We start from the raw sequence: 24,092 nt of genomic DNA on the forward strand, positions 1-24,092 counted from the left end.
TCACTGCACGGCGGCGAGCGCAATGCCGTCGGCGACTTCCTGGCAGCGATCGGTCAGAGTGGCGGTCGCGACACGCAGATGGCTGCTCGGCAGTACCGAGAATTTCGCTCCGGGATGAACGGCAATGCCCCTCGCCGCCAGCGTGACCAGCGCAAACGGTTCCGAGGACACAGGGATCCAAGCGCAAAGACCACCTCCATGGGCAGCCTCGACGCCGCGCTCGGCGAGCGCATCGATCAGTGCCGCCCGGCGTTTGGCGTAGAGGTCGCGGGCCCGGAAGAGCGTCTCGTCCGTCGCCGGATCGCGCAATAGCCAGGCCGCCGCCGATTGCAGGATGCGGCTCGTCCATCCGGCGCTGAAGGCACGGTAGGACTGGATCTGTTCGATCATTGCCCGCGAACCGGACAATACGGCGAGCCGGAGGTCCGGTCCGTGCGTCTTCGAGAAGGACAGGACATGAATGACACGGTCGGGATAGAGTGTGCCGAGCGAGTGGCGCGGCGCCGACGAGATGTCGGCCACCCCGTCATCCTCGACGACCAGCGTATCGCTATCCTTGAGGATCGCGCCCAGTTTTTCCATGCGCGCGGCACTGACGCTTTGGCCGGTAACGGAGTGAACGCGCGGCTGGAAGATGAAAGCGGCCGGCCGGTACTTCATCGCATTCTCCAGCGACGCCGGCACAGGTCCCTCGTCATCGCACTGGACCGGCAGTATACGGACTCCGCGATCTTCGAGAATATCGAGAAGCCGCATGCCTGTCGGCATTTCAATTGCGACTGAAGCGCCCGGCGTTACCAGGGCATGGATCAGCGTATAGACGGCATTGTAGCCGCCATTTGTCGCGAGCAATGCTTCCGGCTGATAGGGCCATGAGCGTCTGACGGCTTCTTCCAGCTCGGGGAGAATGCGGCTGCGCTGGTAGCTGTTTACATTCTCCGCATTCGCGCCATAGGCCATCGCCTCGGCAAGTTTCGGCAGCAGCCGGACATCCGGCACTGCTGCCGTCAGGTCCAGAACGCCCTCGCCGTAGTCACCGACGCTCGCCAGACGCTCCGGCTTGGCGATGAAGCGGTCGCCGCTCACCCAGGTGCCGTTTCGGCCGCGGCCGCTGATGATTTTCTGCCGCCGCAGCTCGCTCCAAGCTTCCGAGATGGTTGCCGGGCTGATTCCGAGCGCAAAGGCGAGGTTACGGATCGCCGGCAATTTCGTGCCCACAGGCAGTGCTCCGGCCCGGATCAATGCACTGGTTTCGATCGCGATTCCGCGAATCGTACGATCTTTCAATTTTTCTGCAAACCAGTTTGCGTCCCCAGTTTCACTCATTTTCGCGCCATTTTTTAATGTTCAATAACGTAATAACATTTGATCAATCTGATTTGAACATTTACCCATTTCGAAAACAAGCTTTTTGAAGGGAAATTCCGATGCCCTTGACGCTCCGCCTCGCCCTTCGTGACTGGGACTACATGACGCCGCTGGTTCTCGGTGACGTCTCGTCGCCGAGGCTCGACATCAAGGTCGATCGTGTCGGCACGCTGATCTCGCATGTCGGCAGGAGCGAGGAATATGATGCCGCGGAAATGTCCTTCAGCCGCTACACGCAGCTTCGCATCGACGGCGACGAAAGCGTCACCGGCATTCCGAACTTCATCATGCGCGGCTTCCGCCATCGCTGCATCGTCACGACCACGCACAGCAAGCTTCGCGAACTCGGCGATCTCGCCGGGAAGCGCATCGGCGTCACCGGCTGGCGCGACTCCGGCAACACCTGGACGCGCGCCGCGATCCGCCGCGAGGGCGTCGAGGTCGAGGATGCGATGTGGTACGCCGGCCGCCTGACCGAGGCTCATCCGATCGTCGACCGCCTCGACGGTTTCGGCCGCCCCGGCCGCATAGAAGCGGTCCCCGGCGAACGGCCGATGGTCGAACTTCTAAAGGAAGGGGTGCTCGACGCGATCTTCACACCCTTCATGCCTGAAGGCTATTTCGCCAGCGGATCGCCTTTCCGACAGCTGCTATCCGACTTCCGCGGTGCCGAACGTCGCTATTTCGACGACGTGGGGTATGTGCCCGGCATGCACCTGATCGGCATCAAGTCGAGCATCGCCGCCGAACATCCTTGGGTGATCGAGGAGCTCAGCCGGCTGATCGATGAATCGCAGCGCATGTGGCTTTCCAAGCGGCGGAAGTACGCCGAGACGACGCCTTTCATGCTCGACGAACTGCTGAAATGCGCCGCCGAACTGCCGCAGGGCTGGGACGCGAGCGGTTTTGCGCCCAACCGAAAGATGATCGCCGACTTCGCCGGTGAACTGCACGCGCAGGGCATCCTGCCGCGGCTGATGACGCCGGAAGAACTGTTTCCGCTCGATATCGACGGCAAGCCGATACCTGCCGCCGCCTAACACGCGAAAACGTAAATCAAAAAGGGGAATGACCATGCAATTGAGGAAAATGGCCACTCTTGCGCTCGCCGGCGTCATGCTCTCCGGAGCCGCCTTCGCCGAAGACGCAAGCCTGCCGAAACTCTCGGTCAACGAGGAGCTGAAGGCCAAGTTGCCGGAGGCGATCCGCACCGCCGGCAAGATGATTTCCGTCAACAACGGTTCCTTCCCTCCCTATGAGATCGTCACCGGCACCGAGATGACCGGCGCCAGCGCCGACCTGACCGACGCGCTCGGACGGGTGCTCGGCGTCAAGATCGAGCATCAGACGGTCGGTGGCCTGCCCGCCCTCCTCGCCGGCATCAATTCCGGGCGCTACCAGTTCGCCTTCGGCCCCGTCGGCGATTTCAAGAGCCGCGAAGAGGCCAATGACTTCGTCGATTGGGTCCAGGAGTTCGTGGTTTTCGCGGTCCAGAAGGGCAATCCGAAGACGATCACCTCGCTCGACACCGCCTGCGGCAACCGCATCGCCGTGATGGCTGGCGGCTCGGCGGAAAAGGTCATCCAGGTCCAGGCCGAGAAGTGCAAGACCGATGGCAAGGGTCCGATTGAAGTCCAGTCCTTCACCGATCAGCCGAGCTCGATTCTCGCTGTCCGCTCGAAGCGTTCGGATGCCTTCTTCTCCTCCCAGGCGCCGCTCACCTATTTCGTGTCGCAGGCCAATGGTCAGTTGGAGCTCACCGGCGTCGGTCAGAAGAACGGCTTCGAAGCGCTCTACCAGGGCGCCGTCGTTCCGAAGGGCTCCCCGCTCGGCCCGGTGCTGCGTGACGCGGTCAAGCTTCTGATGGATAATGGCACCTATGCCGCCATCATGAAGAAGTGGGGCCTCGAGAACAATATCATCAAGGAGCCGGGCATCAACCTCGGCGGGACATTGCCGAAATGAGCACTGATATCAAGAACACAGCATCGCCACCCGGCGATGCGGCACGGGATGTGGCACATGCCCACAAGCCCTTCCCCGCCGGTCGTGTCGGGGCCTGGGTTGTAGTCCTGATAATCGCGGCCTACTTCGCCTGGTCGGTTGCCGGAAACGAGAATTTCGGCTGGCCCGTCGTCGCCCGGTATTTCTTCGATCCTGTCGTCATCGGCGGCCTCTACGTCTCGCTTGGCCTGACCGTTGTGGCAATGATCATCGGCGTCGTCCTCGGTCTGCTGCTCGCCGTCGCCCGCATGTCGAAGGACCATCTGGCAAGCTCGCTTGCCTCGCTATTCATTTGGTTCTTCCGCGGCACGCCGCTGCTGGTGCAGCTGATCTTCTGGTACAATCTTTCCACCCTCTTCCCGACACTGTCGATCGGAATCCCCTTCTTCGGACCGACCTTCGTCAGCTGGGACACCAATTCCGTCATCAGCCCGATGACCGCCGCCATTGCCGGCCTTGCACTCAACGAGTCTGCCTATATGGCAGAGATCATCCGCGGCGGCCTGCTATCGGTCGACAAGGGCCAGTTCGAGACCGCCGAAGCCTTCGGCATGACGCGCGCAAGGGCGCTTCGCCGCATCATCATCCCGCAGGCGATGCGCTCGATCGTTCCACCGACCGGCAACCAGCTGATCAGCATGATCAAGGCGACCTCGCTCGTCAGCGTCATTGCCATGGCCGACCTGCTCTACTCGGTCCAGTCGATCTACAACCGCACCTTCGAAGTCATCCCAATGCTGCTCGTCGCAGTCACCTGGTACCTGCTGATCACCTCGGTGCTGAATATAGGCCAGAGCTATGTCGAGCGCTATTACAGCCGCGGTGACCGGTACACCGGCACCGCCAATGCCGAAAAGGAGGCCGGCATGCCAGCACCAGCACTTGCTGCCGCACAGGAGGCGAGCTAATGAACGCGATCACGACCATCGAACCGCTCGTGCGCGCCCGCAACGTACACAAATCCTTCGACCAGCTTGAGGTTCTGAAAGGCATCGACCTCGACGTCGCCCCAGGCGAAGTTGTCGTCATCTTGGGGCCGTCGGGTTCGGGCAAGTCGACCTTCCTGCGCTGTATCAACCGCCTCGAAACGATCAAGCAGGGATCGATCGAAGTGGATGGCGAGCAGATTGGCTACAACTTTCGCAAGGGCAAGCTGGTGCAGCTCTCCAATCACGCCGTCGCGCTTCAGCGCCGGAAGATCGGCATGGTATTCCAGCAGTTCAATCTCTATCCGCATATGACGGCGCTGCAGAACATCATCGAGGCACCGGTGGGTATCCACGGCGAAAGCCGCAAGGAAGCGACGGAAAATGCCAAACGTCTGCTCGAACGCGTCGGTCTCTCGGCCAAGGCGGACAACTATCCCCGCCAGCTTTCCGGCGGCCAGCAGCAGCGTGTGGCAATCGCCCGTGCGCTGGCGATCAAGCCGAAGCTGATGCTCTTCGATGAGCCCACCTCGGCGCTCGACCCGGAACTCGTCGGCGAAGTGCTGGCCACCATGCGCGATCTTGCCAATCAAGGCCTGACGATGATCGTCGTCACCCACGAGATCGGCTTTGCCCGCGAAGCGGCCGACCGCGTCGTGTTCATGGACGGCGGCAAGGTCGTCGAGCAGGGTAAGCCCAAGGATGTGCTCGGCAATCCACAACACCCGCGCACCCGAAGCTTTCTGTCGCGCTTCATCTAGTGCGGCATCTTCCTCCTCCCCTTCAGCCGCCTGCCGCAGCCGCTGCGGCGGGCCCATGCAAGATCGGAACCGCCATGCCCCTGACGAACGACTATGCCAGCCTTTCGGATTTCGAGCCTGCCAAGGCCGAGCTGACGGCAATCCGCCGCCATTTGCACGCCAATCCCGAGCTTTCCTTCGAAGAGGCCGAAACGGCGCGTTTCGTCGCCGAAAAGCTGGAGGCCTGGGGTTACGAGGTGACACGTAATGTCGGCGGCCATGGCGTCGTTGCCCGCATGACTATAGGCAGCGGCAAGAAGAGTATCGCAATCCGCGCCGACATGGACGCCCTGCCGATAACGGAGCAGACCGGTCTCGACCATGCCAGCAAGGTGCCGGGCAAGATGCATGCCTGCGGCCATGACGGCCACACCACCATTCTTCTCGGTGCCGCCGAATATCTAGCCCGAACCCGCCGCTTCAACGGCACTGTGACGCTGATCTTCCAGCCGGCCGAAGAGGCAGGCGCGGTCAGCGGCGCCCCGGCCATGATCGCCGACGGCCTCTTCGAGCGCTTCCCTTTCGACGTGATCTACGGCCTGCACAATCATCCCGGCGCCCCTGAGGGAACCTTCCTGATGCGCACCGGCCCGCTGATGGCGGCCGCCGATACGGCCGAGATCACGATAACGGGCAAGGGCGGCCATGCCTCACGCCCGCATCTGACGATCGATCCCATCGTCGTTGCTTGCCAACTTGTGGTCACCTTGCAGACCGTGGTGTCGCGCAGCGTCGACCCGACACAGACTGCCGTAGTGACCGTCGGCGCGATCCATAGCGGCGAGGCGTCGAATGTCATTCCCGAGAATGCCAAGCTCTTGATGACCGTCCGCTCCTTCGATCCCAAAGTGCGCGAGCATCTGGAAGCACGCATCCGCAAGCTGACCGAAGCCATTGCCGAAGGTTTCGGCGCCAAGGCGGAGATCGATTACGTCCACGGCCATCCCGTCGTCGTGAATTCTGAGGCCGAGACCGAGTTTGCCCGGACGGTTGCCGAGGAACTGGTCGGCACCGACAAGGTGACAACCTGCGCCCTCATCCCGGGCAGTGAAGACTTCTCACATTTCCTCGAGCACAAGCCCGGCGCCTTCCTGCGTCTCGGCAACGGTGTCAACTCGGCGATCCTGCACAGCGCGAGATATGACTTCGCCGACGAAAGTCTGACGGCGGGTGCCGCCATGTGGGCGCGGTTGACCGAACGCTATCTTGACGAATAGGCTGCCGTTCGAGAGCGCCTGCCTGCCTGCTTGGCAGGCGGCTGGTCCCAGGGAAAGATACCTATTTCATCATGCAGGCGGCCGCCGTTTTCACCGGCTGGTTGGTTTGCTTTCACGCCTGAAATCGCGATGACTTCGTATATCGTTCGTTTAGAACGACTGGCAGTGCATCGGCCTCGCTGGTGATGTCGGGTGACGGCGGCGACGAGATCTCTCGCTCGGTGAAGATCTTACCGGGTCTGGCAGTATTCACTTTCAAAATCGCAATCTCGATCGAGGCCACCAGCCAGAGGTCCGGAGCATCGAGAAACCCGAATGGAAAAGACTAGCTCCTGGCGATTTCGGATCATTGCCCAATGATGGCCCGGCTGAACTTTTGATGATGCTTGCTTTGGAGCAGAGGTTGCTCTTGAACTAACTCGAACCGCCCCACCCTGTTGTTACAAAAGCCATCCGCCTGAAATTCCTCAGCAGCTGACACCGGCTTCGCCTGCATGGAATGACAGACTTGGGCTGTAAGCGGACTGGCAAGTTCCGGCTGCGGATCTTCAATGAGCGGACATTCGAGTGGGTGCGGGCATCGTCGTGACCTGACCCTGAGTGGGCTTTCGAAAGACCGCGTCCGAACGGCCGGGAGGCTGACAGAGCAGTCATTGCGCAGGGCTACAACGTCGGCGCGTCCACATGAGCCATGGCCAACTCGATCTCAACCAAGATCGCTCTGAGCAGCGGCCAAAAGTTCTTTCTTGCCCTCTGTCTCCCTGCTATCGTGGAAGTGAGGAGACGGCGCCATGAGCGAGAACCGAAAGCTGGCTGCAATCCTGGCCGCTGATGTGGTTGGGTACAGCCGGCTTGCCGGCGCCGACGAGGACCGCACCCTAGCGAGGTTGCGGGCACTGCGTAGCGATCTCATCGATCCGACGATCGCCGTGCACCATGGCCGGGTGGTGAAGCGCACCGGCGATGGTGCGCTGGTCGAGTTCCGCAGCGTGGTGGACGCCGTACGCTGCGCCATTGAGGTGCAGAACGGCATGGTGGAGCGCAATGACGGCGTGCCGCAGGACCGTCGCATCGAGTTCCGGATCGGTATCCATCTGGGCGACGTCGTCGAGGAAAGCGATGGCGATCTGATGGGCGACGGCGTCAACATCGCCTCGCGATTGGAGGGCGTCGCTGCGGCGGGCGCGATCTGCCTGTCCGAGGATGCCTATCGCCAAGTCAAGGCGAGGCTCGACCTCTCGGTTAGCGATCTCGGGAGCACGCAGCTCAAGAACATCGCCGAGCCGATCCGGGTCTATTCGCTGCAAGTCGGCAGCGCCGGGACCAAGGCAGCCGCGACCTCGGAAACCGCGACGAGCCAACCGGCGACGGCAGTGTCGCCGAAGCTGTCGATCGCCGTCCTGCCCTTCACCAACATGAGCGGTGACGCCGAACAGGACTACTTCGCCGACGGCATCTCGGAAGACATCATCACGGCGCTATCGAAGCTGTCGCAGCTCTTCGTCATCGCCCGCAATTCGTCGTTCACTTTCAAGGGCAAGAACGTCCATGTGCAGGAGGTGGGCACGAAGCTCGGCGTGCGGCATGTACTTGAGGGCAGCGTACGCAAATCGGGGAACAGGGTACGCATCACCGCGCAGCTCATCGACGCGACCACCGGCGGGCATCTATGGGCGGAGCGGTTCGATCGCGACCTGACCGACATATTCGCGGTTCAGGACGATGTCACGCAGCAGATTGTCGACGCGCTGGCGGTCAACCTCACAGATGGCGATCGGCAAAGACTGGCGCCGGGGAAGACCCGGCACCCCGAGGCGTATGACTGCTTCTTGCGTGGCCGGGAGCTGTGGCACCGGCTGACGAAGCAAACGAACAGCGACGCCCGCGACCTTTTGCAACGTGCCGTCGAACTGGACCCGAATTTCGCATCGGCACACGCCTTCCTCGCCCTTACCCACGGGCTCGACTACCTGAACCGGTGGAGCGCGTCGCCGCAGCGCTCGATCGAGCAAGCCGAAGAGGCTGCGACGCTGGCGGTAGCGCGGGATGACAGCGATCCCGTGGCGCACTGGGCGCTGAGTCTGGTCAAGCTTTACTCGAGACAGCACGATGGAGCCATCAGCGAGGCCAAGCGTGCGTTAGTCCTCAATCCGAACTTTGCCGAAGGGCAGGTCAGCCTCGGCGAGGCACTTCTCTATTCAGGCAGATCCGAGGAGGCACTCGCCTATTTCGATCGGGCGAGGGTCCTGAACCCGTACTTTCCGGATGTCGTTCTCCACTTTCAGGCCTGGGCCTTTTTTCAACTGGGAAGGTACAAAGAGGCCGTCGAACTGTTGCTGCAGCGGGTGAGCCGCAACCCCGTCACCGATGTCTCGCGCGCCCTTCTGGCCGCCTGTTACGGGCATCTCGGCCGTTTCGAAGAAGCTCGCGCGATGTGGCAAGAGGTGCTACACGTCAACCCCAGCTACTCCTTGGAATACCGTCGCAAAGTCTTGCCCTTCAAGAACCCCGCCGATTTCGAGCTCGTCATGGAGGGGCTACGCAAGGCCGGCATCGTACACTGACGGGTGATTAATGTCCGATCTTGAACCTGTTGCCGCCATTTGCACAGAGGATGAGCAATCGCGACTGCCTGCGCAACCACGACCTCCAGAGTGATCGCCAGCAAGGTCTGCTTTCAGGAAGCTGCGAAGCCGCTCTCTACCGCCGACATGGAGGTGCAAAGCCGTCGTTGAACTTTAAAGTCTTGAGCCCCCCGCATTCGACATCTGGCGCAGTTGATGGAAGCAGAATCGTCGCCCTTTATTTCTTCGATTTATTGACGGCAGGTTTGCGCCGCGTGCGGTCATCACGCGCCGCAAAGATGCCTCCGTCGACCGTCGCTGTTGAGATGCGCTCGAGTAAGGTCCAACCCCGAAGCGTACACTGGGTCACCGTCGTTTCCCGCCTACCCGCGGCGAGGACGAAGGAGTGTGGCCAGTGACAGCTTAAGGAAAGCGACGACGACCAGCATCCAGACCGGAATGACGAACCCGCCAGTGACATCTCGCGCCAAGCCAAGCACGAAGGGACCCAAGGCGCCGGCGAAATAACCAATGCCTAGAACGAAGGCTGTCCAGGCATTCGCCTCGTTTGCATCACACGCGTGGTCGAGCGGCAGGACCATGCCCAGCGTGAAGGAACCCCCAACGCCAAAAGCAATCATGGGAATGAAGAAATACGGCATCGCCGGCAAGAGAGCGATCGCCAGGATGCCCAGCAGAGACGTGGACGCGAATAGAGCAATCACGCGGCGCCGATCGTTCTTCCGGCTGATGAAACCAGCCAGCGGGTTTGCCGTCATAAATGCAGCAGCGAAGCTGGCGAGGAGCAACGAAGCATCCGCCCTACTCATGCCGTGCTCGATATACATAGGCGCAGTCCAGGCGATCAAACCAAAGAACAGGAAGTTATTGAGCGAGAAATAGAGCGCAGCCATCCAAGCCGTGGGACTGGTGAATGGGAGAGCACTCCCTTTCCGAAGAGCAGCCGCATCAGACAAAACCTTCTTCTTCTGCCGTTCTGCTCGCGCGATGACCATCCACGCGCTGATCGCGATCAAGCCAGGTATGGCAAAGACCCCCGCACAAATCCTCCACCCGCCGGCAATCTCTGCCAAAGGGCCGGTCACAGCCGCGGATATGGTACTGCCCAGTCCGATAGCCGAGGCATAAATGCCCATGAAGAGCGCCACGTGGCGTGAATAGTTGCCTTTAATAAAACCGGCGACCAAGGCGCCCGCAACGGCAATACCCGCTCCCACCGCGGCTGTGGTGGCGAAAAGGGAGATAACGCTGCCGGCAAACGCGCGCGCGAACGTGGCGATAGTAAGGATTGCCAATGCCACCAGCATTACTTTGTCGCGCCCGAAGCGGCGGGCAAGCCATGGTGTCGGAAAAGCGAGCAGCCCCATCAACACGGCGGGGATCGCTGTCAGCAGCGATGCCTGCGCATTCGAAATCGCAAACTCGTCGCGAATTGAAGGAAGAAGAGGACCGATCGACACGATGGCCGGCCGCAGGTCGATAGCCACCAGAACCACGCATGTGAGGGCGACGGCTGCGGTCAAACCAGCAGACCTGCGGTCATCCTCCTTCAGTGAAGCCGATATTACCATTTCGTTCTCTGACGCGGCTTGCGCATCGGCGCCTGGATGAGGCCTGACGCTATCGAGGGGCAGGGCGCACAGCGCATTCATTTGCTTTCTCCTGTTTTGATGGCTATCTGCAGGACGCACGACGCCGTTGCCTGGGTGTCCAATCCCCGAAGCAAGGCGAACATCTGGTTGATGGGAGGGAGCGCGTCACTCCCCGGCAGGGCAACCGTAGTTCCCGAGAATTATTGGAAGGCCGTCAAACCCGCCTCGGCAATGGCGATGTCTTCAGCGACGGTCCCGCCACTGACGCCAATTGCACCGACCGTCCGCCCATCCTCACGAATGGGAATGCCTCCGCCAAAAACTACGACCCTTCCACCATGGGAATGCTGGATGCCGTAAAGTTCAGCACCGGGCTGCGCCAGCGCATTGAGTACATCCGTCCGGCTGTTGAAGATGCGAGCAGTAAACGCCTTGTCGATGGCAAGCTGCACGGACCCTGCCATGGCGCCGTCCTGGCGTGCAAAGGACAACAGCTGCCCCGACGCGTCGACGATGGCAATTGAGCAGGGAACATTTAATGCGCGGGCGGCGGCGATGGCGCTCGTGATCATCTGTTGAGCGTCCGTCAGCAATATCGTCGTGACAGGGAAGGACATGGCAAACTCCGCTTTCCGAAGGTGATCTGCCGCCGACGCAAGTCGTGGCAGATCACGATCTTCAAGCCGACTCAGGCGGCCTCGGTCTTCGTCTGGCTCAGGGCAACCACAAGTGCCTCGGCCGCCTCGCTTGACGAAGCCGGATTCTGACCGGTGATGAGCTGACCATCGACCACTGTGTACACGCCCCAGTCCTTCACCTTGGAGAAGACCGCACCGAGACCGACGAGTTCGTTCTCGACCAGAAACGGCACCACATCGGTCAGACCCACAGCCGCTTCCTCGGTATTGGTGAAGCCCGTGACGTAGCGCCCTTGAACGAACGCTGTGCCATCGGCATTGGTCACGTGGCGCAGGACACCCGGCGCATGACAGACGAGGGCGATCGGCTTGCCGGCCCCGACAAAGGATTCGATGAGCCTGATCGAATGTGGATCTTCAGCCAGATCCCACAAGGGGCCGTGGCCGCCGGGATAGAAGACCGTATCGAAATCCTTCTGGTCGACACTGTCGAGGCGCACGGTGTCTGCGAGCTGCGCCCGGGCAGAGTCGTCGGCGTTGAAGCGTCGCGTGAGATCGGTTTGGAACATCGGCTCGTCGCTCTTCGGGTCGAGCGGCGGCTGGCCGCCCTTCGGCGAGGCAAGGGTGATCTCGGCGCCAGCGTCCTTGAAGACGTAATAGGGTGCCGCCAGCTCTTCGAGCCAAAAGCCGGTCTTCCTGCCGGTGTTGCCAAGGGTATCGTGGGAGGTGAGCACCATGAGGACTTTCATTGTCGGATCCTTTCATCAGATGGCTGCGTCGCCGGTTGATCTGGAATTCGATCAGCCGCATCGGCCTTTCGATGATCTGACAATGACATCTCTCCAGATATTTTAGAAATTTACTTCTTTGATTTTAGATATTCAGATGGAATTATAGCTTAATGAGATACGATCTGAACCTGCTCCCGGTTTTCCTGGCTCTGATGGAGGAGCGAAGCGTGACCCGTGCCGCCGCGCGACTGGGCATTACGCAGCCGGCGCTGTCCAATTCCCTCAATCGCCTGCGCGAGACCTTGCGCGACCCGCTGTTCATTCGAGAACGGTATGGTATCAAGCCGACGCAACTGGCCGAGGAGATCGCTCCGACAATTGAAGCGGCGCTGGCGCAACTCGACGATCTAATTTTGAACCAGCAGGAGTTTCGGCCCGCAGAGGCCGAACGACTGTTCACGCTTGCGCCCAATAGCTATGTGGAGCTTGTGCTGATGCCCGCGCTCGTGGCGAAAATGCGGGAGCTCGCGCCGGGTATCAAGCTGCGCATGACGGCATTCGGCAACGACCTCGCCGAGACCGGCGTCGTTTCCGGTTCCACCGCCATGGTACTTGGCCGGATCGTCGATCCGCCCAATAATCTCGTCGTGCAACATCTCATGGACGATGGGCTCGCCTGCGTGGTGCGCAGGGATCATCCCGACATTGATGACAGCATTTCCCGAGAGCAGTATGAGAGCCTCAAACATGTGAACGTGCTCCCGCCGGGCCGGCTGCGCGTCGGCCTTTTCCAGGCGTTGGGGCAACAAAACCTCAAGCGCGAGGTCGCCGTTTCGGTCACCCACTTCCTTGCCGTGCCTGCAATGCTCGCCGTCACGGACTATTGCGCGACGCTGCCGAGGCTGATCTGCCGGAGCCTCGACGGGGATTCGCGCCTGAAGGTACTTCCGACGCCCGTCGATCTCGGAACTTTTCCGGTCGAGATGGCTTGGCACGTTCGCTACCGCCACGACCCCGCCCACAGGTGGTTGCGTTCGGTGATAGGTGAACTGGCAAAGGAAATGGCTGCTGGGAAAATATAGCGATTTCTATGATCCGATCGGCATTGTTCGCCGCCTAAGCGATGGCACAGAGACCTAGCGCCTTGAACGGATTCGAACTAGAGTCCCGTTATTGGAAACCGCCAAATTTTCAAGAATGTACGGGTCTGGTAATTGGACCAAGGTCCCAGCGCTAACGCCACAATGCGGAAATAGGCACGGCGTATAGACGTTCTCCGAAAGGGACTACCTTTTGATGGTCGTACAAGACAAAGCCGGAAACAAATCTTTCTCCGGAGGCCTCGGCCAGAATTCGCAATCCAGAAAAATCGGCGCTCGAGACGGTAGCTGCCGCCTTTACCTCAATGCCGACAATACGTCCTCTTCTGTCTTCGATAACGATATCGACTTCGTTCTGCTGCTTGTCGCGAAAGTGTGAGAACTCAAAGCGTTCTTCCCCGCCACTCGCGAGTTTAAGAATTTCGGCGAAGACGAAAGTCTCCAGCAACGGTCCAAACTGCCCCCTCTCTGCCCGCAGCCGGTCAAGAGAGAGGTCCCGGAGGGAGGCGAGAAGACCAGAATCAAGAAAATGTATTTTGGGTGTCTTGATGAGGCGTTTCAGCTTATTGGAAAACCAAGGTTGCAAGGTTCGAGCGAGGAATAAACTCTCGAATATGCCGACGTATTTTTGTGTTGTGATGTGATTCATCCCGATAGCGGCACCAATGCCGGAATGGTTCACGAGTTGACCTGAATGCTCCGCAAGAATGCGTAGCAACCGCGGCATTTGAGTGATCTGCTCGATTTGTGCCACGTCGCGAACATCGCGTTGAACGATCGCCTGGATATAATCCGCATACCAGTCTTGTCTGCGGGCCGAGGTTTTGCGGCCCAATGCCTCGGGATATCCACCTGCCAGAACTGCAGCCATCAAGTCGTCGCCGATGACGGAATCACCGGCTTTGGCATCGTTGCGAAAGGCGTCGAGCAAAAATCTGCCGCCCGCCGACCTGATTTCGCTTTGAGCGAGCGGCAATAATCGAACGACCTCCATGCGTCCTGCGAGTGAGTCCGCCACGCGTGGTAGTGTCATCAGATTGGCTGAGCCCGTCAGGAGGAAACGTCCCGGACGTTGGTCGGTATCCACGCTTTCTTTGATTGCCAGCAGCAGCTCGGGAGCGCGCTGAATCTCGTCGATAATGGCCCGGTTCATTCCTCTGACGAAACCAACCGGGTCCTGCTGAGCTGCTTCCAGAGTCGTCGCATTGTCGAGTGTATAATATTCCATCTCTGGACTGGCCATCTTCCTGGCCAGTGTCGTTTTGCCGGATTGTCGGGGGCCGACGATCAATACGACGCGCGTATCCGACATGGCGTCATTAATCCGCTGCTCGGCGAGCCTTGGATATATCGCCATAGTTTTGCTCCTTGTGACCATTTGAAACTATGGCATCGACTGATTGAAAGTCAACATACGGCGATTTGAAATTTATATGGCGTCCATTTGAAACCAGAAGCCCGAAAAATCGGTGGCGTGCGCGTTTGCGGCATGAAATGAAAGCCTGCCATGCCTTTGGAGTTAGCCAGGACCATAGCAGTCCCGACCTGATCTGGATTTCGTAGGTAAGTTGCGGTAGGTCTCCCCTGGAATAGGCATCCAATGAGAGAAGCGCAAGCATCACATTCTCCTCGGCCGGATCTACTACCGGCTCCAAAAAACGGTTACCCCGCAACAATTCCATGAATCCGAAGATCGGACGAACCTGAGTATTTCAGCTTTCGACCGTCGGCGACCACAGGCGCAGAACGTGGTGCGCACGTGGCTGGCATGACATATTGCACGGTCTCATATCATACGCGCCACCAACGCCGGTCGTCGATGGAGAGGCTGCTTTCTCGCTCGCTCGGGCAATTCGACCCCAATAGCCCCGCCTTCAGGCCGCGCGAAGTTCAGATCGACAACGCACTCGCAACCGCCGCCAGCGAAAATCCGCCCAATACCAGCGATGCGAGTTTGTACGTGTGGCGACGTACACCGAACGGCAGGTTTGCCCCGAATGCGACCCATCCCAAACCGGCAAGCGTCGAAAGAAGCACATAGGTCAATACCCAAATCTCCAGATGAACCGCACCTACAGGAATGAGAACGGTACCGACCAGCATCGCCTTTGGATTGACCAGCGTGGTCAGGAAGACTCGAATAAACACTTCCCGCACCGACCGAGCATCCGTGCAGAACGACATCCTCCAGAGTTTGACAGCCGAATAAAGCAGCCAGCCCGCTGCCGTCAGCTTTATCGTGGCAAAAGCCACAGCATTACCACGAACCGAATCCGCGAGTGTCACAAACACTGACACCGCGACGATATACCCCATCGCTTCTGCGAGGGGCATGATGGCCGCTCGTCGCAATCCGAAGGAGGCGCCGCACGCAGCGAGAACCGTGTTGGTGGGACCCGGCGAGAGCAAAATGATGTTGGACGTCAGAACAAACGATAGGGTGACCATAGAAGCGACTAGGAGGTTGAAACGCAGCCTGTTTACAAGCTTTACTCGCTATCACACTTGATGCATGTCAAGCACCCGTCCTGCCAGAGAGTCTGGAGGTTGCCCGGTCTTCAACCACAAGAGAGTCGTTCTGCTCGTTGCGATCGACGAGCTTGTGGTCGATCCAGGGGGAGGTACAGGCGTCGGCGAAATGATGCGTTCGATCCATCTCACCAACAGGCGATCGGTTATCCGCGTCTTCTATGCGCAGGATCGGGAGAGCGGCATCAAGCTTCTCGGTAATCAGGCCTGGCTCGTTCGTAATAAAAGGGGTGAGGTGAGCGCATTCCCACGGCCGCGTTCGACCGATATCGTCGCGTCGCACGAATTCTCGCGGCTGAAGCGCCATTGCCTCGAACTGCTTTATGAACACGGAAGCACCGACACCCTGCCCCGCCTAACGCCGCTCGTGTTGGGAAGGGGTATATGATTGCCGCATGTGTCTGACGATAGTCTGCTGACTCGAGATGACTATTACGCTCCAATTTCCTACCATATGAAGAGCTTTGGATTATTATGGTGACGGAGCCTCCGCTGAGCACGGCTCCGTCACAAATGGCCCGATAGGCGAACTATTTTCTACTAATTTCGTAGAAAAAGAATGACCTGTCTTTCTCGGAACATGGCCGTAATCTAGATTTCCTGCACCATCCAGCAGGACAGCGCATGCGGACTGTTGCGGTCGAAGCAATCTAGGTCCTGAGGCAAAGCGGACATGAGCCGGTATATCATCATTGGAGCGGGAGCGGTCGGTGCAAGCTTGGCTGCGCAGTTCGAGCTTGCCGATATCGGCTATGCATTGGTTGGACGGGGCGCGCAGATCGACCATGTGAAGAAGCACGGCTTGAGCTACCGGCGCCCATCCGGTACGCGGCAGGTCAGGCTGAACGCCTTCGATGTGGCCGATCCACCCGAGTTGACAGCAAACGATGTCCTTTTGCTGACGGTGAAGTCGCAGGACGCGTCCAGCGCCTTAGCCTTCTGGTCATGGCGGCCTGTATCGGAAGTGGCGAACGCAACGGCGGCACGTCTCCCCCTCGTCACCTTCCAGAATGGTTTGGCCACGGAAGCGTTTGCGCTCAGAACCTTTGCGCGGGTTTATGGGGCGAGCATCCTGACGCCGGCACGGTTTACGGAGATTGGCAAGGTCGTTGCGGGCGGCGATCCTGAGGTCGGTGTGATCACAGTCGGGCGTTTCCCGCAAGGGCATGACGAAACGAGCGAACGCATTGCCGCAGACCTGAACCGCGCAGGATATCTTGCGGAAACCAGTGCCGATATCCGCCGTTGGAAATCGGCCAAACTCCTTCACAACGTCCGAAACGTGCTGGAACTGTTCAACGGACCTGCGGATTTGCGGGGTTTGATCGGCGAGGCATTGGTGAATGAGGCTCGCCAGGCTCTCGAAGCTGCCGGGTACCATCTGGCTTCCCCGTCTGAGCGAACCATCGATATTTCAGGTTGGCGGGTAGCACAGAACAGCGGCATAGCGGCCGGCCAGCAATCGACGTGGCAAAGCTTTACGCGCGGCACCTCGAGCGAGGTCGATTTTCTGAACGGCGAAATCGTTCTGCTTGGTCGCCTCCATAATATTCCGACACCTTATAATGAGGCGGTTCAAACACTTGCCGGCCGATTGGCGCATCAAGGCGGCTTTTCAAACCCAATGCCGCTTGACGCAATCCGCTCGCTTGTCGACAGATCTCGCCAAGACATTGACGCCGGCCTCGTCGAGACCGCGTGATCAACTGCCTGCTAATCCCGCAACAATGAAACCCCTCAACCTGAAGCACCCCATGAGAGAAGCCATATCAGATCATATCCTTGTCGCGGCCGGCGCGCTTTTTTATAAAGAGGGCATCCGAGCCGTCGGGATCGATCGTATCATCGAAGAAACGAAGGTCGCCAAGGCGACATTATATCGGCACTTCCCATCCAAAGATCACCTCGTCGCCGCTTATCTCCAGGATCGCCACGATCGTGTCATTCGCTCGCTGCAGGACGTCCTTGAAGCGACGAGCGATCCACGCGATCAGATCAAGGTGATTTTCGAACGGCTGCACGAAAAAGCCGACAGCCCAGAGTTCCGCGGCTGCGCCTTTGCTCTTGCGGTCGCCGAACACGGCGATTCCGAACGCGTCGTGTCCGTGGCGCGAACGCACAAGGCCATGGTGAAAGACATATTCGCCGCCATCATGTCGAGAACAGGCGGTCGTCCGGATCACGCAGCAGCTCATCTCTCCCTTCTCTATGAAGGGGCACTTGCTACCGTGGCGGTCGGCCGCGATCCGCAGTCGGTACTCGTTGCCCGCGACTGCGCACTTTCCGTGTTCGACGCGGCGATCCACTCAACCAAGCCTTCAAAAAAGAGCAGAACATGACAAAGACCATCGATTACTTCTTCGGCATCGGCTCGCCATGGGCCTTCATCGGTCTTGAGCCGTTTGCCGAACTGGCTCGTGAACACGGCGCAAATATCCGCCCCTATCTCATTCCGCTCATCGAGGATAACGGTGCGATCTATTCCCGCAATCGACCGGAGGCCCGCCGCGCTTACTGGATGAAGGACCTGAAGCGATGGGCCGCCGTGCGCGGCAAGGTGCTCAGCTTCGAAAACCGCGCCGCCCTTTCGGACCCGACGCCGGCCGGCTTCATGATCATTGCTGCTATCGAAAACGGCGCTCACTGGCTGCGACTGACACAGGCCCTTCAGCAGGCTTTCTGGGGACGCGGCGAAGACATCGGCAACGCCGAGGTTCGCCGGGCGCTCGCAGATGCCGCCGGCTTTGACGGCGCGGCACTCGACGAGCAGGGCCAGAGCGACGCAGTGCAGGCAATCTGGAAGGCCAATTACGAGACGGCCAAAACATCGGGCGTCTTCGGGCTTCCGACCTTCCGCTATGAAAACGAGCTTTATTGGGGACAGGACAGCCTGCCTTTCCTCGAACGGCATCTTAAGGGTGCGAAGCTGGTCGCCTGATTCCGTCCCGACACCTGCGCGGCAGGTGGCCTTCAAAGGCTTCCAGACGATTCTTCCGGAGTTTGCTATGTCGCTTTCCCTGCCCCGTTACTTCGTCTCGACCGAATGGCTGGCGATGCTGAGCAGCCGTTTCGGGGATCGGTTTTCGACATCGCAAATCCTGCGTGAACAGCATGGCCGCGGCGAATCCCATCATGCGCCGGCAGTTCCAGATGCCGTCGTCTTTGCGGAGACCACCGAAGAGGTGGCCGAAATTGTCCGCCTTTGCGCAGCCGAAGGCGTTCCGGTCATCGCGTTTGGCGCCGGGACTTCGCTGGAAGGCCATCTGACGGCGGTGCGCGGCGGTGTGTCGATCGACCTCTCACGCATGTCGAAAATCATCCGCGTCGGCACCGAGGATCTCGATTGCACAGTCCAGGCGGGCGTCACGCGCGAGGAGTTGAATACCCATCTGCGCGACACAGGCCTGTTCTTTCCGATCGATCCGGGCGCCAATGCCTCGATCGGCGGGATGGCCTCCACCCGGGCATCGGGCACCAATGCCGTTCGCTACGGCACGATGCGGGAGAACGTGCTTGGGCTCACCGTCGTCCTTCCGAGCGGCCAGATCATCCAGACGGGAGGCAGAGCACGAAAATCGTCGGCCGGATATGACCTGACGCGGCTCTTCGTCGGCTCGGAAGGCACGCTCGGGATCATCACCGAAGTGACGCTCAGGCTCTACGGAATCCCCGAAACGATTTCAGCTGCGCTCTGCTCGTTCGAAAGCGTCGAACAGGCAGTTGCCGCGGCGATCGCCGTCGTGCAGCTCGGCATTCCCGTCGCCCGCATGGAGTTGATGGACCGTGGCCTGATCTCGGCCGTCAATGCCTATTCCAACCTTTCCCTGAAGATCGAGGATACGCTTGCCTTCGAGTTTCATGGCTCGCCGGCAAGCGTTCAGGAACAGGTCGAGATGGTCGCCGCCATCGTGGAGCATAAGGGCGGCAAGGACTTCGAGTGGGCAAATGCAGCCGAGGAGCGCAACCGGCTATGGAAGGCGCGCCACAATGCGTTCTACGCCGTCGTGTCACAGCGGCCGAACGCCAAGGGCTGGTCGTCCGACGTGTGCGTTCCGGTCTCCCAGTTGAGCAACTGCATTCTCAGGACACGGGAACTGCTGCGCGGCTGCAGCGTGCCCGCCGCCATTCTCGGCCATGTCGGCGACGGCAACTACCATGTCGTCTTCGCCGTCGATCCGGCGAACCAGGCGGAACTGGACGAGGTTGCGGCGATCAACAAGACGATGGTCGGGTATGCAATTTCGGTCGGGGGCACATCGACTGGCGAACATGGCGTCGGCACGGGCAAGATCGGCTATCTGCGCCAGGAGCACGGCGATGCCGTGGATCTCATGATCCTCATCAAGAATGCGATCGACCCCGCCGGCATCATGAACCCGGGAAAGACCCTGCCGAGTTAGGTCTGGTCAGCCTCCTATGAAAACGCATCGATCGCCGAGGACGCCCCGAGATGAACCCGTTCAAGACCCACAGCTCCCATTGGGGCGCGTTTTCCGGCCGATACGAAAAAGGCAAGCTCGAAATCCGGCCGCATCCGGGCGATCCGCATCCCTCGCCATTGCTGGGCAACCTTCCGGCGACTGCCGATAGCCCGGCTCGTATCAGGCGCCCGGCGATCCGGCGCGGCTGGCTGGAGGGCGAGCCTGGTCACGCGCAGAGACGCGGAGCGGACGACTATCTGGAGGTCGGCTGGCCCGAGGCGGAGGAGTTCGTCGCGAAAGAGCTTCAGCGCGTTTACGGCGATTTCGGGCCTCGTGCCGTGTTCGGTGGTTCCTACGGCTGGTCGAGTGCCGGACGATTCCATCATGCGCAAAGTCAAATTCACCGCTTCTTGAATGTGCTGGGCGGATATGTGCGATCCGTCAACACATACAGTTCCGGCGCCGCCATGGTCATCATCCCACATGTCCTTGGACCATATGACCAGTTCGACCGCAAGAGCGTCACTTGGGATGCCATCGAGCGAAACAGTGGATTGGTCGTCGCCTTCGGCGGGATGGCGATCAAGAATGCGGACGTGCACGGCGGAGGCATCAGTACGCATATCGTCCGGCAGAAGCTCACTGGCGCCAGCGCGCGCGGCGCCCGCTTCGTGCTCGTCAGCCCGCTAAAAGACGATTTTCCCGTTGAGTTGAACGCTGAATGGCTGCCGATCGTGCCCGGAACCGACGTGGCGCTGATGCTTGGGCTCGCGCATGTGCTTGCCGGTGAAGGGCTGCATGACCGCCCATTCCTCGATCGCTATACGGTGGGCTACGCGCGGTTCGAGGATTATCTGCTCGGCCGTGCCGACGGATTGCCGAAGAGCGCCGAATGGGCTGCAGGTATCTGCGGCATCGGCCCAGATGTCATTAAAGCTCTGGCACGCGCCATGGCCGCCACGAGGACATTGATCACCGTTAGTCATTCGCTCCAGCGCGCCGATCATGGCGAGCAGCCGGTCTGGATGGGGATCGTGCTCGCCGCAATGCTCGGGCAGATCGGATTGGATGGCGGCGGCTTCTCCTATTCCCTCGGCGCGCTCGGCAATATCGGCAAGCAGCAATTGGCGGCGCCGCTGCCGACGCTCGGGCAATTCAAGAACCCCGTGACAGACTTCATCCCCGTCGCCCGTATCGCCGACATGCTCCTCAATCCGGGCGAGGAGTTCCATTACAACGGCCAAGCGTTGCGTTATCCCGACATCCGGCTCGTCTATTGGGCAGGTGGCAATCCCTTTCACCATCATCAGGATATCAATAGGCTGCGGGCGGCCTTCAGACGGCCCGAAACGATCATCGTTCACGAGACAGCCTGGACCTCGACCGCCCGTCATGCGGACATCGTTCTGCCTGCAACGACGACACTCGAACGTGACGATATCGGCGCGGCAGACCGCGACGAGCTCATGATCGCAATGAAGAAGCTGATCGAGCCGGTCGGTGAGGCCCGGGACGATTACGAGATTTTTGCCGCGATAGCCCGCCGTCTTGGGAAACACGCGGAATTTACCGAGAACCGATCCGGCCGGGAATGGCTTGCCTTCCTGTTCGAGACCACACGGAAGGCGCTCGCGGCCGGCGGCCATGATGCACCCGCTTTCGAAACGTTTTGGGAACGAGGCGAACTTCGCCTCCCGCTCAAGCCCGACGATGGCGGACCGGCGCGCGCCTTCCGCAGGGACCCGATGGCGTCTCCGCTGCATACGCCATCGGGAAAGATCGAAATCTTCTCGCAGACGATCGAAGACTTTGGCTACGACGACTGCGGCGGCCATCCGCTGTGGTATCCACCCGGGCGAGAAATGGAAACAGGCGAAAACGACTATCCGCTGCACCTGGTTTGCAACCAGCCGCATCAGCGCCTGCACAGCCAGCTGGACTACGGCGATTTCAGCCGCTCGACCAAAATCAAGGGCCGGGAGCCGGTTCGCATCAACCCGGTTGACGCGGCCGCGCGCGGCATTACGGACGGCGATATCGTGCGACTTTTCAACGCGCGAGGCAGCTGCCTTGCCGCGGCTCGGTTGAGCGAGGACGTGCGAAAGGGCGTGATGCAGCTCGCAACGGGCGCATGGTTCGAACCGGACGACCCGACGGCAGAGAAAGCCATGTGCGTGCACGGGAACCCGAATGTTCTCACGCGCGATGTCGGGACATCCCGATTGGCCCAGGGCTCCACCGGACAGATCACCAGGGTGGAGGTTGAACGCCTCGAAAGAGAACTGCCGCCGGTGCAGATTTTCGAGGCGATGAAGTTCGGAAAATCCCCGACAAATCCGGCCATCGAAATTCCCTCGAAAAGCTGATCCTAACACCGTCGAGAACCACGGGAAAATAATCCATAATTTTAGTAGAAAAAGAACAACTGGTCTTTCTCCCTGAAGCCGCCCTGTTAGGCTATCGCCATGATCTTCTCTTAAACCCAGGGACCTTTCATGGCCGAACGCTCTACCTTGCTCTCCCTTTCCAGGCGCAGTCTGCTGATCACGACATCCGCGGCGGCGGCCGCCGTTCTGCTCGCAACGAAGGGTCTCACTCCGGCCCAGGCTGCCGATAGCCCGCGCGAGGGCGGGGACATCACCTTCCTGATCGACTCGCTCGGCGACACATGGATTCCGAACAACAGCGCGATCTCCAGCTTCCAGGGCCACATCTGGGGCCATGTGACCGACAAGCTCCTCTACGTCGATGCCGAGGGCAAAGTCAGCCCCTGGCTGGCCGAGCGCTGGGAGCAGAATAATGAAGCCACCGAGTTCACGCTTCATCTGAAAAGCGGTGTGACGTTCTCCGATGGTTCGCCGCTCGATGCGGTGGCGGTCGTCGCCAATCTCGATATCTGGTACGCGGGGCGCAAGAGCGAAGGCATCAACCCGATCGGTCTCTTCCCCAAAACCTACGACCACGCCGAGGCGGTCGACCCGACCACGGTCAAAGTCTTCTTCAAGAAACCGACGCTTGGCTTTATCCCGACGCTCGGCTATCACGGCTCGATCCTGATTTCCCCGAAAACCATTGCGCAGCCTGCTTCACAGCAGGCCGACCTGAGCAAGACTTCCGGCAGCGGCCCTTACGTGGTCGATTCCTGGAAGGAGGGCGATTTCGTCAAACTCACCAAGCGCAAGGATTACAACTGGGGGCCTGCGGCGGTTGGTCATACCGGTCCGGCCTATCTGGATACCATCACTTACAAGCTGGTGTCAGAGCCGTCGCTGCGCGTTGCCGCCGTCCAATCCGGACAGGCCGACGTCGCCTACAACGCCTCGCCGCAGGAGCTGGAGTCTCTCAAGGCAGACGGCTTCACCATCGCGACGCCCCGCTATCTCGGTTTCGTCAACGGCTGGGCGATTAATACCAAACTCGCACCATACGATGACGTGAAGGTGCGCCAGGCCCTTCAGGCCGGCATCAATCGCCAGGAAATCATCGACACCGTCTACACACCGGACTGGAAGCTCGCGACATCCTTCATCCAGAGCAACGTGCCGGGAGCCACAGACCAAAGCGCCCTATTGGCCTACAGTCCCGACAAGGCCGAGAAGCTTCTCGACGAGGCGGGCTGGATCAAGGGCGCAGACGGAATTCGCGCGAAGGACGGCAAGCAACTGTCGCTGACGCTTAATTCCAACCCCTACCTCGCAACCTCGAAATCGATCGACGAACTGATCGCCCAGCAACTCGCCAAGATCGGCTGGAAAGTCGATATCCGAGCCTATGACGTCGTGACATACGGCCAGAAGGTGAAGTACGGCGGTGCGGCGGTGCCGGCCTACGAGGTGACACGCAGCTTCATCGACGCCGGCACCGTTGCCAGCATCCTGACGAACGCCAACAATGGCGAGAACTGGTTCGCCCTCGACGAAAGCGACAAGACCCTCAACGATCTCCGCGACAAGATCGCCAGCGCCGGCTCCATCGAAAGCCGCAAACCGCTCCTTGACGAACTGCAGAAATACGTCCTCGACCAGGGCTACTTCATTCCGCGTACGCAGATCGTTCAGCGGATCTATGCGCAGTCTCCCAAGCTGACGGGCGTGGTCTACAACGGTGTCGCCTATGCCAGCTACTACACGGCGACGAAGAGCAAATAATCCGCAATTCGACCGAACAACGCGAGAAGGTGA

Annotated in this window: 19 protein-coding genes and 1 pseudogene; 14 read left to right on the forward strand and 6 right to left on the reverse strand. The window is 60.0% G+C overall.

What is annotated here, in order from left to right; all coding sequences use genetic code 11:
- A complete protein-coding gene (locus tag QA648_RS30990; protein ID WP_260304466.1) occupies positions 1-1,326 on the reverse strand; it encodes a PLP-dependent aminotransferase family protein in 1,326 nt (441 codons plus the stop codon).
- Between the two features lie 101 nt (positions 1,327-1,427).
- On the opposite strand from QA648_RS30990, the gene QA648_RS30995 reads away from it, so the two are divergent.
- The 6 genes from QA648_RS30995 (at position 1,428) to QA648_RS31020 (ending at position 8,879) form a co-directional block, all read left to right on the forward strand.
- Positions 1,428-2,408 carry a nitrate ABC transporter substrate-binding protein gene (locus QA648_RS30995; RefSeq protein WP_283052764.1) on the forward strand — a complete coding sequence of 327 codons (981 nt, stop codon included), beginning with the start codon at positions 1,428-1,430 and terminating at the stop codon, positions 2,406-2,408.
- A 34-nt stretch (positions 2,409-2,442) separates the two neighbouring features.
- Positions 2,443-3,333 carry an ABC transporter substrate-binding protein gene (locus tag QA648_RS31000; protein ID WP_260304468.1) on the forward strand — a complete coding sequence of 297 codons (891 nt, stop codon included), beginning with the start codon at positions 2,443-2,445 and terminating at the stop codon, positions 3,331-3,333.
- Entirely contained in the window at positions 3,330-4,280 is a 951-nt protein-coding gene (locus QA648_RS31005) for an amino acid ABC transporter permease (protein WP_260304469.1), read from the forward strand. The genes QA648_RS31000 and QA648_RS31005 overlap by 4 nt, the downstream gene beginning before the upstream one ends.
- Positions 4,280-5,059, forward strand: a complete 780-nt coding sequence (locus QA648_RS31010) for an amino acid ABC transporter ATP-binding protein (RefSeq protein WP_260304470.1) — start codon at positions 4,280-4,282, stop codon at positions 5,057-5,059. The genes QA648_RS31005 and QA648_RS31010 overlap by 1 nt, the downstream gene beginning before the upstream one ends.
- Before the next feature lie 74 nt (positions 5,060-5,133).
- Complete coding sequence (locus tag QA648_RS31015; RefSeq protein WP_283052766.1) at positions 5,134-6,315, forward strand: M20 aminoacylase family protein; 1,182 nt, start codon at positions 5,134-5,136, stop codon at positions 6,313-6,315.
- A 791-nt stretch (positions 6,316-7,106) separates the two neighbouring features.
- Positions 7,107-8,879, forward strand: coding sequence for an adenylate/guanylate cyclase domain-containing protein (locus QA648_RS31020; RefSeq protein WP_283052768.1), 1,773 nt, complete (start codon positions 7,107-7,109; stop codon positions 8,877-8,879).
- 383 nt (positions 8,880-9,262) lie between these two features.
- On the opposite strand, the gene QA648_RS31025 is transcribed toward QA648_RS31020, so the two are convergent.
- The 3 genes from QA648_RS31025 to QA648_RS31035 all read right to left on the reverse strand — a co-directional run bounded on the left by QA648_RS31025 (position 9,263) and on the right by QA648_RS31035 (position 11,879).
- Complete coding sequence (locus tag QA648_RS31025) at positions 9,263-10,552, reverse strand: MFS transporter (RefSeq protein ID WP_260304473.1); 1,290 nt, start codon at positions 10,550-10,552, stop codon at positions 9,263-9,265.
- Between the two features lie 140 nt (positions 10,553-10,692).
- Positions 10,693-11,109 (reverse strand): heme-binding protein, encoded by a 417-nt coding sequence (locus QA648_RS31030; RefSeq protein WP_260304475.1) that lies wholly within the window; start codon positions 11,107-11,109, stop codon positions 10,693-10,695.
- Between the two features lie 71 nt (positions 11,110-11,180).
- Positions 11,181-11,879 (reverse strand): type 1 glutamine amidotransferase domain-containing protein, encoded by a 699-nt coding sequence (locus tag QA648_RS31035; RefSeq protein WP_260304476.1) that lies wholly within the window; start codon positions 11,877-11,879, stop codon positions 11,181-11,183.
- Between the two features lie 152 nt (positions 11,880-12,031).
- Here QA648_RS31035 and QA648_RS31040 point away from each other — a divergent pair, with 152 nt between their 5' ends.
- Positions 12,032-12,943, forward strand: coding sequence for a LysR family transcriptional regulator (locus tag QA648_RS31040; protein WP_283052771.1), 912 nt, complete (start codon positions 12,032-12,034; stop codon positions 12,941-12,943).
- Positions 12,944-13,094: 151 nt separating this feature from the next.
- On the opposite strand, the gene QA648_RS31045 is transcribed toward QA648_RS31040, so the two are convergent.
- Positions 13,095-14,318 (reverse strand): ATP-binding protein, encoded by a 1,224-nt coding sequence (locus tag QA648_RS31045; protein WP_283052772.1) that lies wholly within the window; start codon positions 14,316-14,318, stop codon positions 13,095-13,097.
- A 533-nt stretch (positions 14,319-14,851) separates the two neighbouring features.
- Entirely contained in the window at positions 14,852-15,295 is a 444-nt protein-coding gene (locus QA648_RS31050; RefSeq protein ID WP_283052773.1) for a threonine transporter, read from the reverse strand.
- A 439-nt stretch (positions 15,296-15,734) separates the two neighbouring features.
- On the opposite strand from QA648_RS31050, the pseudogene QA648_RS31055 reads away from it, so the two are divergent.
- The 7 genes and pseudogenes from QA648_RS31055 to QA648_RS31085 all read left to right on the forward strand — a co-directional run.
- A pseudogene (locus QA648_RS31055) lies at positions 15,735-15,878 on the forward strand (ABC transporter ATP-binding protein); the annotation flags it as partial.
- A 285-nt stretch (positions 15,879-16,163) separates the two neighbouring features.
- On the forward strand, positions 16,164-17,192 hold the full coding sequence (locus QA648_RS31060) for a 2-dehydropantoate 2-reductase N-terminal domain-containing protein (RefSeq protein WP_283052775.1): 1,029 nt from the start codon (positions 16,164-16,166) through the stop codon (positions 17,190-17,192).
- Between the two features lie 52 nt (positions 17,193-17,244).
- Entirely contained in the window at positions 17,245-17,829 is a 585-nt protein-coding gene (locus QA648_RS31065; protein ID WP_283052777.1) for a TetR/AcrR family transcriptional regulator, read from the forward strand.
- Positions 17,826-18,428, forward strand: a complete 603-nt coding sequence (locus tag QA648_RS31070) for a DsbA family protein (RefSeq protein ID WP_283052779.1) — start codon at positions 17,826-17,828, stop codon at positions 18,426-18,428. Before QA648_RS31065 ends, QA648_RS31070 begins: the two co-directional genes overlap by 4 nt.
- 115 nt (positions 18,429-18,543) lie before the next feature.
- On the forward strand, positions 18,544-19,890 hold the full coding sequence (locus tag QA648_RS31075) for an FAD-linked oxidase C-terminal domain-containing protein (RefSeq protein WP_283054317.1): 1,347 nt from the start codon (positions 18,544-18,546) through the stop codon (positions 19,888-19,890).
- 50 nt (positions 19,891-19,940) lie between these two features.
- On the forward strand, positions 19,941-22,277 hold the full coding sequence (locus QA648_RS31080) for a molybdopterin-dependent oxidoreductase (RefSeq protein ID WP_283052781.1): 2,337 nt from the start codon (positions 19,941-19,943) through the stop codon (positions 22,275-22,277).
- A gap of 129 nt (positions 22,278-22,406) precedes the next feature.
- The gene (locus tag QA648_RS31085) at positions 22,407-24,059 is read left to right on the forward strand and encodes an ABC transporter substrate-binding protein (RefSeq protein WP_283052783.1); all 1,653 of its coding nucleotides are present in this window, start codon (positions 22,407-22,409) and stop codon (positions 24,057-24,059) included.
- The last annotated feature ends 33 nt before the right edge of the window (positions 24,060-24,092 follow it).

The organism is Rhizobium sp. CB3171 (assembly GCF_029714265.1).
Lineage (GTDB): Bacteria > Pseudomonadota > Alphaproteobacteria > Rhizobiales > Rhizobiaceae > Rhizobium.